This window comes from Tepidisphaeraceae bacterium, from assembly GCA_035998445.1.
Classification (GTDB): domain Bacteria; phylum Planctomycetota; class Phycisphaerae; order Tepidisphaerales; family Tepidisphaeraceae; genus DASYHQ01.
The window spans coordinates 138313-155078 of sequence record DASYHQ010000052.1 but is presented as its reverse complement, the minus strand read 5'-3'; the positions used below and the strand labels follow the sequence as shown (position 1 = coordinate 155078).

At 65.3% G+C, this 16766-nt stretch carries 10 protein-coding genes and 1 tRNA gene; 4 read left to right on the top strand and 7 right to left on the bottom strand.

The features are described from left to right. Window positions 1–91 precede the first annotated feature (91 nt). Both VGN72_20380 and VGN72_20375 read left to right on the top strand, forming a co-directional pair. Window positions 92–1015: an NAD(P)H-binding protein gene (locus tag VGN72_20380; GenBank protein HEV7301706.1), complete on the top strand. Its 924-nt coding sequence runs from the start codon at window positions 92–94 to the stop codon at window positions 1013–1015. A 36-nt stretch (window positions 1016–1051) separates the two neighbouring features. Beyond that, window positions 1052–2077: a site-2 protease family protein gene (locus tag VGN72_20375; GenBank protein ID HEV7301705.1), complete on the top strand. Its 1026-nt coding sequence runs from the start codon at window positions 1052–1054 to the stop codon at window positions 2075–2077. A 212-nt stretch (window positions 2078–2289) separates the two neighbouring features. On the opposite strand, the gene VGN72_20370 is transcribed toward VGN72_20375, so the two are convergent. The 7 genes from VGN72_20370 to VGN72_20340 form a co-directional block, all read right to left on the bottom strand. Next, the gene (locus VGN72_20370) at window positions 2290–4065 is read right to left on the bottom strand and encodes a SulP family inorganic anion transporter (protein HEV7301704.1); all 1776 of its coding nucleotides are present in this window, start codon (window positions 4063–4065) and stop codon (window positions 2290–2292) included. A gap of 148 nt (window positions 4066–4213) precedes the next feature. After that, window positions 4214–5791, bottom strand: coding sequence for a sulfatase-like hydrolase/transferase (locus tag VGN72_20365; GenBank protein HEV7301703.1), 1578 nt, complete (start codon window positions 5789–5791; stop codon window positions 4214–4216). 68 nt (window positions 5792–5859) lie between these two features. Next, window positions 5860–7320, bottom strand: a complete 1461-nt coding sequence (locus VGN72_20360; GenBank protein HEV7301702.1) for an anaerobic sulfatase maturase — start codon at window positions 7318–7320, stop codon at window positions 5860–5862. A 200-nt stretch (window positions 7321–7520) separates the two neighbouring features. After that, on the bottom strand, window positions 7521–9644 hold the full coding sequence (locus tag VGN72_20355) for an autotransporter-associated beta strand repeat-containing protein (protein ID HEV7301701.1): 2124 nt from the start codon (window positions 9642–9644) through the stop codon (window positions 7521–7523). 451 nt (window positions 9645–10095) lie between these two features. Next, a complete protein-coding gene (locus VGN72_20350) occupies window positions 10096–12255 on the bottom strand; it encodes a molybdopterin cofactor-binding domain-containing protein (protein HEV7301700.1) in 2160 nt (719 codons plus the stop codon). Next, window positions 12252–12764 (bottom strand): (2Fe-2S)-binding protein, encoded by a 513-nt coding sequence (locus tag VGN72_20345; protein HEV7301699.1) that lies wholly within the window; start codon window positions 12762–12764, stop codon window positions 12252–12254. The genes VGN72_20350 and VGN72_20345 overlap by 4 nt, the downstream gene beginning before the upstream one ends. A 157-nt stretch (window positions 12765–12921) precedes the next feature. Next, on the bottom strand, window positions 12922–15888 hold the full coding sequence (locus tag VGN72_20340) for a PAS domain-containing protein (protein HEV7301698.1): 2967 nt from the start codon (window positions 15886–15888) through the stop codon (window positions 12922–12924). Between the two features lie 348 nt (window positions 15889–16236). Here VGN72_20340 and VGN72_20335 point away from each other — a divergent pair. Next, a tRNA-Glu gene (locus tag VGN72_20335) sits at window positions 16237–16309 on the top strand. Window positions 16310–16388: 79 nt separating this feature from the next. After that, a complete protein-coding gene (locus VGN72_20330; protein ID HEV7301697.1) occupies window positions 16389–16565 on the top strand; it encodes a hypothetical protein in 177 nt (58 codons plus the stop codon). Window positions 16566–16766: the final 201 nt, after the last annotated feature.

Sequence of the window (16766 nt, the reverse complement as noted above, 5' to 3'; positions counted from 1 at the left end):
CGTCGGCGGAATGTTGAAGCGACAAAAGGATCACCCTACGGGAACGGCGTCGTGCCTCTTAGCCAGTTCGACCTTCAGCCACCGAGTCATCATGTCACGTCGGATTTTCGTCACTGGTGCAAGCGGCTTCGTCGGCAGCGCGATTGTCGCGGAACTGCTAAGCCGCGGGTTCGGGGTGAATGCGCTACAACGTGACGACCGTGAATTGTCCAAGGGCGACGTGACCGCGGTGCGTGGTGACATCCACGACGCCGCGGCGCTCGAGCGCGGCATGGCCGGTTGCGCCGCGGTGGTGCACCTCGTTGGCATCATCCGCGAGCGGCCGGGCGCGACGTTCTACGACATCCACCAGCGCGGTACCACCACCGTCGCCAAGGCGGCCAAGTCGGCCGGCGTATCACGCTTCATCCACATGTCGGCCAACGGCACGCGCGCGGACGCGGTCAGTGACTACCACAAATCGAAGTGGCTCGGCGAGCAGTTCCTGCGCGAAAAGAGCGGCCTCGATTGGACGATCTTCCGCCCCAGCCTGATTCACGGCGCCAACGGTGAGTTCATTCAGTCGGCCGCGCGGTGGGCGCGCGGGAAAGCGGCGCCTTGGCTCTTCATGCCCTACTTCGGTGCCGGTCTCTTCGGCACCGGTGGCGCGGGGCTGATGCAGCCGATCTTCATCGACGATGTCGCCCGCGCGTTCGTCAACGCGATCGACAACGAGAAGTCCATTCACAAAATCTACGAGCTAGGCGGTGGCGAGGCCGTGTCGTGGCCGCAGATGCATCGCGCGATCGCCGAGGCGGTCGTCGGCAAGCGGCGCCCGGTGGTGCCGATTCCGGCGTGGTACGCGAAGGCGATCACCTACGTGGTGCCCGGCGCGATGCTACCGTTCAACCGCGCGCAGGTGCAGATGAGCCAGGAGGACAACACGACGGATCTGAATCCCTTCATCGAAGATTTCGGGTGGCAGCCACGCGACTTTTCGGCGACCCTTGCCACCTACGCCGCTGCGTTGCGGTAAACGAGTTTTGAGCCCAAGACTGCGCTAGAATTTCTGATGACACCGCCCCTCACCGAATGTCCGCACTGCGAGAGCCCGTTGCCGCCAGGCGCGCGCGTCTGTCCCGAATGCAACATGCTGGTCTACAGCGAGCAGTTGAACGCGCTGGCCGCAGAGGCCATTGCGCTCGAGCCGGTCGACCCCACCGGCGCGGTCTACCTGTGGCGGCAATGCCTGGAATTGTTACCTCCCGGTTCACAGCAATATCAGCACGTCGCCCAACGGGTGGCGGCGCTGAACGGTGGCGTGGCGCCGCCCACGTTGCCCTACACGCCCGATGGCCCCCGTCCGGTCGAGCAGGGGTCGGACCCGTTGCCGCTCGCGCTGGTGAAGACGATCGGTTCGATGGCGCTATCGATCGTGCTGTACATGTACGTCTTCCAGTGGGACTGGCGGCTGGCGGTGGGGTTTGTGCTGCTAATTTTGATCCACGAGATGGGCCACGTGATGGCGCTGCGGCACTACGGGTACAGCGCCAGCCCGCCGATCTTCATCCCGTTCATGGGCGCGCTGATCAACCTGCGCCAGCCGCCGCGCAATGCGTGGGAGGAAGCCGTGATCGGCATCGCCGGCCCCATCGCCGGCACCGTGGGGGCGCTGGCCTGTTACGCGGTATGGCGGTCATATCCGACTGGCACCGATCTATCGAACACCGCGATCACGTTGGCCGTCTTCGGGTTCATGCTGAACTTCTTCAACATGCTGCCGATCCCCCCACTGGACGGCGGCCGCATTACCGCCGCCATCAGCCCGTGGGCGTGGATTCTGGGCCTTGCGGGTGTAGGCGCCTGGATGCTGAACGAATGGCGACAGACCGGCCGGTTCAGCTTTATCCTGATCTTGATCCTGTTCTTCGCCTTGCCGCGCATCATGGACACCCTGCGCTCGACCGCGGTCCGCAACCACCCGTACTACCAGATCGGCCGACAGGCGAGTTCGACGATGGGCGTGATGTATATCTGTCTGGCTGCGGTGCTGGCGGTGTTCTACTTTGGGAACAAGGCGAGAGTATTTGGGTCGTAGGATCGGTGCAACCGTACCCGGCATGGTCGCTTAAACGAACTGGTCGGTGGCTTGGGGGCAAAAAGACAAGTCGTCTATCCTATCGCCATGTCATCCCGAAGTGAGCGGTAGCGACCCGAGGGATCTCGAACAGCCGAGCGACTCCCGAACGATCGAGATCCCTCGGGTCGCTACCGCTCCCCTCAGGATGACAGGAGGGGCACCGCGAGCGCTCAGATCTCGTACGTCAGATCCCCTTCATCGTCGGCCTTGAACCGCGACGCATCGATCGAAGTGCCGACCAGCACGCGTGCCCGCTGCAGCGCCAGCTTGGCACCGTCGAACAGGCCGGGGCCGGTCATGAACAGGTTTTCCTTGCTGATGATCTGCTCCAGACCGTATGCCTGAATTGGCTTCAGCGTCTCGTCGCGCAGGCCGCAGAGGATGACGTGGCCGTTGCGCTGGCGCATCTCTTTGGCAAAATCTTCCAGCACGTGCAGGATCGTGGCGTCGATTGAGTGGATCTGCTTCAGCCGCAGGATCGCGACGCGCACGCTACTGCGGCGGATGGCGGTCAATTGCTCGCGCAGCTGGTCGGCGACGGCGAAGTAAAGCTCGCCTTCAAGTTGCACGAAGATCACCTTCTGCTCACCGGCCCGGTCGTAGATCGGCCGTTCCATGAACCCGCCGCCCTCGGTCTGCACCATCTGGGCGATGTGCAGGCGCGAGCTGACGCGCAACACGAACGCGATGTTCAGAAAAATGCCGATGAAGACCGCGTACTGCAGCGGCAGCAGGATCGTCGAAAGAAACGTGGCGGCGAACACCACCGCGTCGGATCGGTTCGCTCTGTACACCCGCGTGAAATAGCTACGCTCCAGCAGCCCCCACGCTACCACGAACAGGATGCCCGCCAGCGTCGCGTACGGGATGAACCGCGCGTAATCGGCCAGCAGGAAGAACATCGCCGCGACGAAGCAACCGTTGAGAATGGCCGCGACGCGCGTCTCGGCGCCGGCATCGTAATCGAGCGCCGACCGCGTGAAGCTGGCCGAGCCCGGGATGCACTGGAAGAAGCTCGACAGCGTGTTCTTCAACCCCTGCGTGAAGACCTCCTGGTTCGGCGACACCTGCTCGCCACTGCGGCCGGCGATGGTCTTGGCGATCGCGATCGACTCGATGCTGCCCAGCATTGCCAGCGCCAGCGCGCCGGGCAGCAACTGCGACCACGCGTCGAGGTCCAACGTTGGCAACGTGAACTGCGGCAGGTGCACCGGGATCGCCCCCACCACCTGCATGCGCTCCTCCCACCCCAGCACCGCCACGAGCGTCGCCGAGATCACCACCGCCAGCAGCGCGCCGGGGAAGAACCGGCTGATCAATCGTGCAACGAGGATGAGCGCGATCGTGCCAACGCCGATCCCGACCGCGTACGGGTTGGTGTCGCTCAGGTTGGGCCAGATGCGCACGAGGTCGCTGGGGACGCCCCAGAGCCGGTTCGCGTCGGCCTTTGGCACGCCAAGGAAGTACGCCAGCTGGCCCGACAGGATGAGCACGCCCGCCCCGGTCGACACGCCGAGGATGACCGACCGCGAGATGAACTGCACGAGGTTGGCGAAGCGGCCGCCCCAGAACGCCAGTTGGATCAGCCCCTTCAACAGTGTGAGCGTGAAGACCAGTTGCAGGTAGACCGCCCCGCCGACGTCCTCGCCCATGCCGCCGGCGACGCGGGTGACGGCCGCGGCGATCAGCAGCGACTGCGTGTTGGTCGGGCCGCTCGTCAGGTGCTCGCTGGACGACAGCAGCGCGCCCAGGATGCCCTGGATGACGGACGTGTAAAGGCCGTACTCCGGCGGCACGCCAGCGATCAGCGCATACGCAATCGCCTGCGGCAGCTCGACGACCGAAACGGTGAGCCCAGCGACGAAATCGCGCCGAAGCTTATGGCGATTGTAATTTCGGAACGTCGCCAGCGCCGGCGCGAGTGGATTGTTGCCGAATGCCGTCATGCTTATAGCTTCTCACTTCGCCGCCATGCCGGCCGTCAACGAACGGTCGGCCAGCCCGTGACCACACGCGGCTTCAAACAAGGTACTGCGCCCCAGCCTCAGAACGAAGCGCGTCAATATGCTCATTAGCAGAAGCGGCGTCGGGCGCTCACGCGTTCGAAATGCGCGGCATGGGCATCGGTTCGCGCACCATCTCTGCCTGCAGCATCTTCAGCATCAACTGCTGCTTGATGCCCGCCGCGGACGGCTCGCCCCAGAGGTTGCGGACCTCGCCGGGGTCCTCCAGCAGGTCGAACATCTCGCCATCGTCGCCGGCGCGGTAGACGGTGAGCTTGTAGCGCGCGTCGACGTACGTGCGCAAATGCACGGTCGTCGGGTTGTGGCGGTTCTCGACGATCACATGGTCGCGCGGCGCGGCGGCCGTGTCTTCGGGCGCGCGCCAGCTGGGCAGCAGGTCGACGCCCTGCATCATGCTGCCCGGTGGCTTGGCCCTCCCCGCGGCCGACAGGAACGTGGGCGTCAGGTCGACCAGCGACTGCATCGCCACCGACGACCGCCCCTTCGGCACGCCCCCGCCCGGCCAGCGCACGATGAACGGTACGCGGATGACGTCCTCGTAGTGGAACGGCCCCTTGCCGATCAGCCCGTGCTGGCCGATGAAGTGACCGTGATCGCTCGTGAAGACGATCAGCGTGTCGTCGGCAAGTCGCATCGCGTCCAGCCGGTCCAAAATACGGCCGATTTGCTGGTCCATGAAGCTGACCATGCCGTAGTAGCACGCGACGTCCTTGCGCAGTTCGGCCTCGTCGCGCAGGTGACTGTGGAAGCCGTGGATCGCGGCGCCACCGTTGGGCTCGCGGTAGGCGGCATAGTCGGGACGCACCTCGCGCGTCTTGCCGAAGTGCGGCGGCATCTTGTCGAACTCGCCTGGCGTGAAGGCTCCGATCGGCACATCTTCAGGCTTGTACATGCTGGCCCACGGTTCGGGGATGATGTACGGCGGGTGCGGATCGAAGAAGCTGGACCACAGGAAGAACGGCCGCTGGCGCGCCGCGCTGGCCTCGATGTTGGCGATCGTGCGCTCGGCGACCCACGTGGTGTGGTGGAACTCGGCCGGCAGCGCCCAGGCCCGCTTGTCGCGCAGGAAGTACGTGCCGGCGCCACCGGCGGCCTTGTCGTTCGCATCTGGCGGGGGCCAAGGCTGGAAGTAATCGCGCCAGTTGGACAGGCCCTTCTCTTCCATCCAGATCGCGTAATGGCCGCCGACATGGCTTTCGTCGGAGTGCATGCGCGACGTTTCCACGTTGTCGAACCCGTACCATGGCCCCCGGAACTTGCGCCAGAAGTCCAGGTCGCGCAGCAGCGGTTGCCGCTCGATGCTGGGGTACTCCGGCGTCTCGTCGAGCGGTTGGAAGTGCGCCTTGCCCACCAGCGTCGAGTCGTACCCCTGCGTTCGCAGCATGTCGCCAACGGTGGGCACCGATTCAGGCAAGCGCGTGCCGAGGCTCCAGGCGCCGTGCATGCTGGGGTACATGCCGGTGATGATGCTCGCGCGCGTCGGCGTGCAGGTGGGGTTGGGACAGTAGGCGCGGTCGAACCGCACGCCCTCGTTGCACAACCGATCTAGTGCGGGCGTCTTGATGGCCGGATTTGTCGTGCCCAATGCAGTGAAGTGCTGCTGGTCGCTTGTGATCAACAGAATGTTCGGCGGTCGATCGCTCGGCATAAAATGCTGGCTCCTCATCGGCAGTAACGGAGGTGACCTCTCGTGCTGCCGCCTTCATCGGCTGCACATCATCCACCACAGCACTTCTTGAACTTTCGGCCGCTACCGCAGGGGCACGGGTCGTTGCGGCCGGGCTTTTGCCGGGCGGTTGGCGTGCCACCACGTCCGCTTGCCTGCGCCGCGGCGGCGGCAGCGGCACGGTCGCGGTGGTGGATCCACTCTATCACCCGCGTCGCGGGTTGGCCGTGGGCCAGTAGGTCGGCCATCACACGCATGTACGGATCGACGTGATGAAAGAACCGCTTGTACGAGGGGCATAGGTAGTTCAACCCCGCCTCGCCGTCGGGCGTGATCGCAAAGCGGTGCTTCGGGCACTCGCCGTGGCACGCGAAGCGCACGTCGCACGAGCGGCAGTAACGCGGCAGCGCGTCGCGCTTATCGAGGCCGAACTTCACCTGCTGCGGCGAGGCGACCATCTGGCCGAGGTCGGTCTGCATCAGGTTGCCAAGACGATACTGCGGGTAGACGTAGTGATCGCAGCTGTAGGCATCGCCGTTGTGCTCGACCGCGATCGCCGAACCGCACGTCTCGGCGAACACGCAGAGGCCGGCGGGCATGCCCATCCATTGCCCCAGCGCCACGTCGAACATCTGCACGAACGTACGGCCGACGTCGCGGCGAACCCATTCGTCGAAGATCGCGCATAGGAACTGCCCGTATTGGCTGGAGCCCACGCTCCACTCGGTCACGCTAGCGTCGTCTCCGGTCGCCCCGGCCGTCGCGTTGCCCATGGCCGGTTCCGGTGGCCCCGCCAGCAGGTGTGCCGCGGCGCGACCGTTGATCGTCAGCGGCACGCCGGTAGTCGCCGTGCCCGCGGCGCGTTCGACCAACGGAATGAACTGGATGAACCCCGAGCCGATGTCTCGCAGGAACCGGTAGACCTCTAATGGCCGGTCGCCGTTGACCCGGTTGACCACGGTTAACGTGTTGAACTCGACGTGGTACTTCTTCAATACCGCCAGCCCGCGCATGACGGCATCGAACGTGCCACGGCCCTGCTTGTCGACGCGGTAGTGGTCGTGCAGATGGCGTGGCCCATCGATGCTGAGGCCGACGAGGAACTTCTGCTCGGCCAGGAACTGGCCCCACTCGTCGTCCAGCAGCGTGCCGTTGGTCTGGATCGCGTTGTAGATCGTCTTGCCAGCGGCGAACTCCTGTTGCAGTTCGACCACCCGGCGGAAGAACCCCACGCCCAGCAGCGTCGGCTCGCCCCCCTGCCACGCGAACGTCACCTCCGGCGCGTCCTGCGACTGGATGTATTGGCGCACGTACGTCTCCAGCACATCGCTAGGCATGCGCCACTTGCGCGTGTCGGGGTAGAGCTGCTCCTTCTCCAAGTAGAAGCAGTACGTGCAGTCGATGTTGCAGATGGGCCCCACCGGCTTGCTCATCGCGTGGAACCCGCGCGGACGAGGCAAGGCGGACGTGACACCAGCGTCGGCAACGGACTTCATAACGGTCGAACTCACGCCGACCAGTATATCGCCGACCGCAGGCGGGGATAGGTCGATCTCATGAAACGAAGCGACACGGACCCTCGAAGGCTCGCCTGCACACAGATCGTGAGCGGGCGAAGTACCTTCGATGATCCGTGTCGCACGGCCCTTTACGGGCCTCGGCCTTCCCTCTCGGCAATGCCCGGCACGACGTTGTGCGCGGGCTTGTGCAATTAGCGACGACGGCGGGCCAGCATGGCGGCGCCGACCGTGGCGAGGACCGCCATCGTGCCGGGCTCAGGCACCGCGACGGCGTCGACGAAGACGACGCCGCTTCCGGTGAAGAACGAATCGTTCACCGTCACGTCGAGCGTGGGGAACGCGAGCGCCGCGGCCGACGAACCGTAGTAACCTCCGACCTGCATCTGGTCGCCCAGGTACAGCCCACCAACTGTCTCGACCAGGCTGGCACCGACGTTCACCGTGCCGTTGAACAGCCCCGTGGCCAGCAGCGACAACGCCGCATCATCGGCGATCACATCGACAACGCCCGCGGCCGTGTCAGACGCGCTGCCGAGGATGCTCAGCGACGCGCTGGTATGCACGGTCACGTCACCATCGCCCAGCTTCGAACCCACCGTACCGTTGCCGACCTGCAACCGGCCACCGCCGACGTGCGTGTCGCCGGTGTAGGTGTTGGCACCGGTCAGCACGAGCGTGCCGAAGCCGCCCTTGGTCAACCCACCACTACCGGTGACGACGGCGCCGATCGTGTTGGTGGCGCTCGTGCTGGTGAAGACCACGCCCTCGGCCGAGCCGAAGCTCAGCGTGCCGGCGTTGGCGCCACCGGTCGTTCCGAAGTTATTGTTGTTGCCCGTGAAGATCAGGCCACCGCTGGCGATAGTCAGCGTTCGCCCCGAACCGATGTTAGAAGTCTGGCTATTATTCAGCCGTAACGAGTTGACCGACGTGTCACTGGCGAGCGTTCCGATCGAGTTGATGGAGACGTTTGCACCTGCGACGAAACTTGCGGAGACCTCGGTTGCGGCCAAGGGGCGGATGCCCGTGCCATCGGCCGCGTACGTGGCGAAGCCCTCGAGCGAAAAGTTGTTGGAACTGCTCTTGGCCGTCATCCAGGGAATGACGCGCATCGATGTGCCGGAGGTCGCATTCGAGCCGACGACGTAGTCGGCGCTGTTGGCAGCAATGAACTGCGCGATGGTGCCAGCCGCGGGCACGATGCGCACGATGGCGGTGGCACCTGCGCCACGTTCGAGAGTCGTCACGGTCAGCTTGTTACCACCGGTGGTATTGTGGGAACCCACCGTCAGCGCCGACGAGCCGCTGTTAAAGTCGAAGTTGGCAACCGTGTCTTGCTGAAGCGTGCCGGAACCGTTCAGTGAGTCCATGCGCACGCCACCGTCAGTCATGTTGCCCGTGTTCAAAGTGATGCGATTCTTGGATAACCGCTGGTCACTCGGCACCGTTTGGCTGCCATTCGTGCCGATCTGAAGTCGGCCGCCGAGGTTGTTGCCAGCAAGGTCGAACGCGCCATTGACGATCATTTCGGCTGCGTTGACTAACGTGCCACCGTTGAGCGAGAGCGTGCCGGTGTTGCCATCCGTGCCAGCCCCTTGCCCGTTGGCAATGATCGTGCCGGTGAAGCTGGTCTTGTTCCCGTTGATCACCATCGGCGAATCGCTGTTGTTGATGATCGTGCCATTGCCAATCAGCGTATCGCCGCCATTAAACGTCATCTGCGTCGTGTCGCTGGCACCCTTGTAACCACCACTGATGACGATCGTCTTACCGGTGGTGGTGACGTTGCCGGTAATGTTCAGCCCCTGCGCATTACCGGCCGTCGTACTGGGGTTCAGGTTGATCAGCAGGCGATCTTGCACGATCGAGATCGGTGCGCTGATGGCATTGGTGGCCGTGCCGACGTTTCCAACGTTGATCTGGGCGGGCGTGTTCACGTTGCCCGTGTCGAACGTGAGGCTGGGGCCGGAGATAATGAACGCGCTGGTGTTGGTAGGCGAGAACGCCGAATCCCCCAAGTTCAGCGTGCCGATCGTGATCGGCACGATCAGGCTGAGGTTGACCGTGTTGGTAATGTCGTTATTGACGTTCGCCACATCGCCAGCGGCGTTCGGGAACGCTCCACCGATGCCGGTGCCCCAGTTATTGTTGTCGTTGCCCGGGAGGGCGTCGTGGGTGTTGTTGTTCCAGTTCTGATCGCCGCTGGTGGGCGTCCAAGTGTACGTGTCGGCCATCGCCGGCACGGTCATCAACAGCGCGGCGACGGCCGCGGCCTGCATCTTGCGCATGTTGCTGCTCATCTTGGAAGTGCGAACCATTCCCTGCCTCCGGAAGTAGACCGACCCGTAACCCGCATGACACGACGGCGACATCTCACCCGACATGGGTAGCGCCTGGCGCAACGCGCACCGAGCCCGGCCATGTGGAACGGCCGACACCATCACTGCACACCTATACCCATCACGACCAAGGCGCACGCATGCACCTCAACCGCTTGGCAATAGTTGCAACTACACGAACCATCGAATTAGAAATGCGGAACTGTTGCGTAGCATACTACGGAATTGCGATCGGTCAAGTTCGCTCAGGGATTTTGGGTAGACCGCTCGTGGACAGGCGATAGATTGGCGGGCCAGACGCGATCCCAGTTGTTGGTCCGGTATGGCCTGCAGAGCGAACTCTCTGCATCGCTCCGATCGATCTAGCGGGATGATGCGACACCCCTTGCTAGCTTCGCCATCGGCCGCAGTCCAAACCCCTTGGAACGGCTTAGTTTGCGCTCGCTGCACGTTGACCACCCGTCGCCGTCGGCAGGCGGATCGGCATCTGCCGTACACGTTGGCCGCACGCGTGGAAGATCGCGTTGGCAATGGCGGGCGCGATCGTGATGACGGGGGTCTCACCGGCGCCCACGCTGCTCAGGTCCGGGCGGTCCAACAGGTCGATCGTGATCGGTGGCACGTCGCTGAATCGCGGCACGCGGTAGGCTCCGAAGTGGTCGTTCAGCACCCGGCCGTCGCGCAGGTTGATGGCCTCCCATAGGGCTGGCCCCAGTGCCTGGATCAGCCCACCCTGCACCTGCGCCAGCAGGTTGTTGGGGTTCATGATCTTGCCGCACTCGTAGGCTTGGTGGATATGGCGGATCGTAAACGTGCCACTCGCGGGATCGGTCGCCACTTCGACGCAGGTTGCGACGAACGAGCCCTTCTCGGTGCCGCACGCAAGGCCGACGCCAACGTTTGGCTGCCGTGCGGTGCGTCGCCGGGCCCAGTCAAACTTGTCCGCAGCGGCCTTCAGCACATTGACCTGTCGCGGTTCGTTCAGGCGGTCGAGCCGGAACTGCAGCGGGTCGATGCCGGCGGCGTGGGCGAGCTCGTCGATGAAGCTCTCGCGCGCGAAGTGGTTGGCCGTCGCGGCCAGCGCGCGGTACGAGCCGTGCCGCAGCGGCGCGTTCGCCTCGACGTGCTCCTCGCGCCAGTCCTTGGCACGGTACGGCGAGCGCAAGCCTGAGCTGCCCGAGTTCACGTTCACGAAGAACCACGAGCTGATCTCTCCGGCGTCGTCCAGCCCCGCCTCGGCCATGATCAGAGCCGCCGGGCGGAACGAGGCCCAGGTGAACTCTTCCTGCCGCGTCCACCGCAGGCTGACCGGCCTGGCGGCGGCCTTGGCGAGCCGCGCGGCTTCCACGGCGCACTCGCCGGTGTGCTTGCCACCAAACGCGCCGCCAAAGTCGGGCACGATCACGCGCACCGAGCCCGCCGGCAGGTCGAACGCCGACTCAAGCTCGCCGCGCACGCGCAGCGGGTTCTGCGTGGCCGTCCAGACGGTCAACTTGCCGTCGGCCCACTCGGCAACCGCAGCGCGCGGCTCCAGGGGCGCGTGCTGCACGTACGCCACCTGATACGTCTGCCGCAGTGCGTGCCTATCGCGTTCCAACCGATCGGCGAGCGGGTTGGCCAGCTTCTCCGGCTCGCGTGCGGTGCGGCGCAGGTGATCGAACAGCACCGCACTGTCGGCCGGCGCATCGTGCTGCCACGTCGCTGCGTTGCTGAGCATTTCCATCGCGTGCCGCACCTGATACGACCGCGGCGCGGCGGCGCCGACGAAGTTCCCGTCGCGCACGACCACGACCTCGCGGGGCAGGTTGCCGGTGGCCGCCAAATTGATCGATGCCAGCTTCGCGCCGATCGCCGGTGGACGCAGGACCTGTCCGTACAGCATGCCCGGGCGCTCGATGTCGGACGGATACTGATGCGTGCCGACCACGATGTCGCGCGCGTTCGGCCGCCCCACCGAGGTGCCGAGCACCGTCCAGCGCTTCACTTCGGTAAGCTGCACGCCCTCGGCCGGCGTTGCCGCGGCGAGCGCGCGCGACAGGTCGTCGTCCACCAATTCGCCATAGGAAATCGACCGCCCGTCCTGCGCATGCACGACCGCGCCGTCCTCTGCCCGCAGCATGTTGGCATCCACGCCCCACCGCGCCGCGGCCAGTTCGATCAGCACGTTGCGCGCGGCGACCGTCGCCTGGCGAATGCTGGGGATCGTGCGCGGCGTGGTGCGCGAACCGACCGTCGGGCCATCATCGGGGCACAAATCGGTGTCACCCATGACCAGCGTGATGCGCTCCGGCGCCACGTGTAGTTCTTCGGCAGCGGCCTGGGTGATCTGGGCACGGGCGCCTTGGCCGCATTCGACCTTGCCGGTCATGATGGTGATCGTGCCGTCGCGCGCGATGTGCAGCCGTGCCGCTACGTCGCCGGCGCCACGTTCGCGTCCCCCACCGCGCTGGTCGCGGCGCTCGCGGCTGTTCTGCGCCTGCAGGTCCGGCCCCACGATTGCCACGAGAAGGCCCGCGCCCAGCGTCTGCAACCACTGCCGCCGGGTGATCGCGCCACCGTCTTCACCGCTGGGGAGTTCGTCGCCGTTCATCGCCCACCTCCTTGCCGGGCCATGGCCGCGGCGCGGCGAACGGTGGCCAGGATGCGCTCGTAGCCGCAGCACCGGCAGAGGTTGGCGTCCATGCCCTTCAACAGCGCCGCATCGTCGGCGTCGGGTTGTTCGTTCAACAGTGCGACGGCCGTCATGATCATGCCCGACGTGCAGTAGCCGCACTGGAACGCGTTGTCGTCCAGGAACGCCTGCTGCACCGGTTGCAGTTGGTCACCGGTGGCGAGGCCTTCGATCGTCGTCACCGACCTGTCTGCCACGTCGGCCAGCGTCGTGGTGCAGGCCAAAGCGCGCTTGCCGTCCACGTGAACGGCGCAGGCGCCGCAGTCGCCGGAGCCGCATCCGTAGCGCGTGCCGGTGAGGCGCAATTCTTCCCGAAGCACCTCCAGCAACGAACAGGTGGATGGCGCGGCGATGCGGTGCGGCTTGCCGTTGACGGTAACGGCCACGGCACTGTCGCCGGTGGCTTCGGCGGGGCTGGCGATCTCCATGCGACGGCACTCCTTTCTCGACGAGCGGGCTAATTATCGTTCCCCCCCGGCGCATCGCAATCAAACCAACGCAGCCCGAGCGAAATTGTTTCGCGCGATCTCGCTTTGCAATGGACCGCGCGACGTGACGCAATGGTGCACAGACCGCAGCACCACGCTACCGATTGCGCGCCGCGAAGCGGCTGACGACGGCGATCAGCTCGACGGGTTCGATGGGTTTGGTGATGTGCATGTCGAACCCGGCAACGATCGCCTTCACGCGGTCCTCGCCGCGCGCGTAAGCGGTTAGCGCGATCGAGGCCACCCGACCGTTCAGATCGGACGACCGGGCGCGCACCTTGCGGATCAGGTCGTAGCCGTCCTCGCCGGGCATGCCGATGTCGCTCAGCAGGACGTCGAAGGATTCCTCCTGCAGGCGTTCGAGCGCCGCAGACGCCGAACCGGCCGTCGCGACGGTGGCGCCGCAGTCTTCAAGCAATCGCTTGACCAGGGCACGGGCGTCGGGCTCGTCATCGACGACCAGCACGTGCACGCCCGTGATGCTCTCGCAGGCTTCCATGTGGTTGGCGTTCGAGTCAGCCGCTGTGTTGTCCGCGGTGGGATGTCGACGTTCGAGAGGGTCGGACGCCGGTTCCGGGTGCACCACGGTTAACGGCAGCGCAACGGTGAACGTGCTGCCCTGCCCAATGCCGGGACTGTTCACGCGCACCGATCCGCCGTGCAGTTCGACCAACTGGCGCACGATGGCCAGGCCCAGTCCAAGCCCGCCGTGCAGGCGGGTCGTGCTGGCGTCGGCTTGGCGGAAGCGGTCGAACACGAACGGGAGGAACTCCGGTGAGATGCCCTCGCCGGTGTCACTCACGCTGACCTCAAGGTGCGAGTTGACGCGCTCCAGCACCACCTGCACGCGACCGTCACGCGGCGTGAACTTCAGGGCGTTGCTCAGCAGGTTCCAGAACACCTGCTGCAGGCGCCCGGCATCGCCACTGACGGGCCCGGCCAGCGGGTCGAGCACGACCTGCAGGCGCACGCCCTTCGCCTCGGCCGCCGGTCGCACCGCCTCGACCGCGGCGCGCACGATCGGGTCCAGGTCCACCCGCTGCACGTCCAGCCGCACCTTGCCGCTGATGATGCGGCTCATGTCCAGCAGGTCCTCGATGATCTGGGTTTGCGCCCGCGCGTTGCGCAGGATCGTGTCGAGCCCGTCGCGCAGGTCGCGATCGTCGCGTTTGCCCCGCGCCAGGATGCCGGCCCAGCCAACGATTGCGTTCAACGGCGTGCGCAGCTCGTGCGACAGCGTTGCGAGGAACTCGTCCTTCATTCGTCCCGCCCGCTCCGATTCCACGCGCGCCGCGCGCTCGCTGGCGAGCAATTGCTCGCGTTCCGATTCTGCGCGCTTGCGCGTCGTGATATCACGGGTGACGGCCAACTGCCCCGTGCGCCCGTCGGACAGCGTCAGCGGGACGGCGTGCGTCTCCATCCATCGCCGCGTGCCGGCCAGGCCTACGATCTCGAACTCCCACGTCAGTCGCTCGCCGGCGCACACGCGCGCGTGCGATTGCACCCATTGGCGACGGTGTTCCTGCACGACCAGGTCGTACGTACAAGCGCCCTGCACCGACTCGATCGAGTCCGCCTCGATCATCGACAGCCCGGCGGGGTTCATGTACGCCAGCCCGCCGTCCGGCGCGACGATTTTCACGCACTCGGGCGTCGCTTCTACCACCGCGCGCAACCGTTGCTCGCTGGCGCGCAGCGCCCGCTCGACCCGCGCCCGTTCGATCGATTCCCAACAACGGTCGGCGACCAGCTGGACCAGTTCGACCTCGGCGGCGCGCCAGTCGCGCGGCGTGCGCTGATGCACCGCCATCCCACCGGCGAACCGTCCACCCTTCAACAGTGGGATCGAGATGACGGCGGTAATGCCGCCCGCCCGATACGCGTCGCGCACGTCAGCCGTTCGCGCATCCGTCATGGCATCGGCGACCACGTACGGTTGCCCCGCTCGCGACGATCGCACGAATTCCTTCCCGAACGCCGCCAACTCGTAGCGCCCCACGATGCTGGACACACCCGGTGCGCCGTCGTCGCCGGTGACGTAGAAGTCGTCGTCGTCCCCCACCACCTCGGCGTACGCGCAGCGGTCGGCCTGCAGGTGCTGGCGCAGCAGTCTCGCCGCATGGGCGGTAAGGCGGTCCGGATCGACCTCGCGGCGCAGCGCGTCATCAAGCGACAACAGGAACCGGTCGCGCGCCTCGATCTCCTTGCGCTCGGTGGCGTCGCGAAAGTAAACGGCTATGCCGTCCGGCGCCGCCGGGTAGGCGTGTACCTCGTACCATCGATCGTGGTCGGGGTAGAACGACGTCACCGACCCCGTCACCCGCTGGACGCCGGCATGACGGTAGACCTGCTCAAATACGGTCCCGATCAGTTGGGGATATTCGTCCCACACGTTCTTGCCGATCAGATCGCCTGGCGCGCGGCCCAGCAAATGCTCACCCCGCGGGTTGACGTAGGTGAAGCGCCAATCGCCGTCAAGCGAGAAGAACGCGTCGGTGATACTTTCAAGGATCGTGCGAGCGCGCTCGTCGGCCTGCCGGCGCTGCTCGGCCATGCGGTCGCGTTCGCGCTCGACCATCACGCGCTGCGTCTCTTCCGTGCAAGCGCAGAACAGCCCGCCGATGCGGTTGGATTCATCGTGGATCGGGCTGTACGACCACGTGAAGTAGGTCTCTTCCAGAAAGCCTTGGCGTTCCATGTCGAGACGTACGCGCTCGTTCCAAGTCGACTCGCCGCGCAACATGACGGCCTCGGCCTGTGGACCGACGGTCGACCAGATCTCATGCCACGTCTGCCGCGCCGGCCGACCGAGCGCGGCGGGATGCCGCTTGCCGAGGATCGGCGCGTAAGCATCGTTGTATATGTTGACCAAGTCCGGCCCCCACCAGACGAACATCGGAAACCGACTGTTAAGACAGATGCTGACGGCCGTCCGCAGGCTCTGGGGCCAGTGGTTCATCGGCCCCAACGGTGTCGTCGCCCAATCGAATGCATGCACGCGGGCCGCCATCTCGCTCGTCGGCATGGCGGGTAGTTCGATGGCGGTACGGCTGCTATCGGGCATGTCGCTCCAAAGGGTGCGGGCCCCCACTGAACGAAGGCGGCGCTGGCGTTCCTCGTCCCGCCCCAGCTGCTGGGGGCGACCCGGGACTATTCTAGACAACGACAGGTCTCAGCGGGGACTTGCAAACTTGAGACGTCTAGATTCACCTTGAGGCGTCACACGAAATGGGCCCCCGACGACATCCGAATGTTGCGAGGCCGTACCGCGACGACTCCGGTAACGCGAGATCGGCGACCGGCACGGTGTAGGTTGCTGGTTTCACCAATTTCGAACCGTTGACGAAACCAAAATGATCTAGATACTGTTTCACCTCCTAGGCACGATCAGTGATGTTGATCGCCCAGACCCGGCCCTGTCGTCTAGAGGCCTAGGACACGGCCCTTTCAAGGCCGCGACACGGGTTCGAATCCCGTCAGGGTCAGTCCCGTCACTTGCACGGACTCGCAAGCAGCAGAACCGCTCGGAATTTCCGGGCGGTTTTGCTTTTGATGGATAGTCACTTGCGACTCGGTGCGGGCTGCTTCGGCTACGTGCTGCGCCGGATTGTGCGCCGCTTTTTGGAAATCGGCATCAATCACTTGCAGGTAATGGCTTTGGGCGACGGCCCGAGAGTTGCCGAGCCAAGCACACAGGAGGTGGATCGGGTGATCGTGGGCCAGTTCGGTTTGACGGGTTGAGCGGAAGTTGTGGAACAGCTTCGGCCAAGGTGCCACGCCCGCACGGCTCAGGATGCGAAGGAGCTACGTCCGCAGATTCGTTGACGGCTGGCGGTAGCGGTTGATGAAGTAGACCGTGCTAGGCGAGGCATCATTGAACGCGTCAAGCAGCGGGCTGTACAGTTCTGGCCAGATCGGGATTTCGCGGATTCCACCGCCCTC

Coding starts and splice junctions, on each gene's coding strand:
- VGN72_20345 (HEV7301699.1), bottom strand. CDS start 12,764: ATGGAGATCGCCAGCCCCGCCGAAGCCACCGGCGACAGTGCCGTGGCC.
- VGN72_20355 (HEV7301701.1), bottom strand. CDS start 9,644: ATGGTTCGCACTTCCAAGATGAGCAGCAACATGCGCAAGATGCAGGCC.
- VGN72_20380 (HEV7301706.1), top strand. CDS start 92: ATGTCACGTCGGATTTTCGTCACTGGTGCAAGCGGCTTCGTCGGCAGC.
- VGN72_20365 (HEV7301703.1), bottom strand. CDS start 5,791: ATGCCGAGCGATCGACCGCCGAACATTCTGTTGATCACAAGCGACCAG.
- VGN72_20370 (HEV7301704.1), bottom strand. CDS start 4,065: ATGACGGCATTCGGCAACAATCCACTCGCGCCGGCGCTGGCGACGTTC.
- VGN72_20375 (HEV7301705.1), top strand. CDS start 1,052: ATGACACCGCCCCTCACCGAATGTCCGCACTGCGAGAGCCCGTTGCCG.
- VGN72_20350 (HEV7301700.1), bottom strand. CDS start 12,255: ATGAACGGCGACGAACTCCCCAGCGGTGAAGACGGTGGCGCGATCACC.
- VGN72_20340 (HEV7301698.1), bottom strand. CDS start 15,888: ATGCCCGATAGCAGCCGTACCGCCATCGAACTACCCGCCATGCCGACG.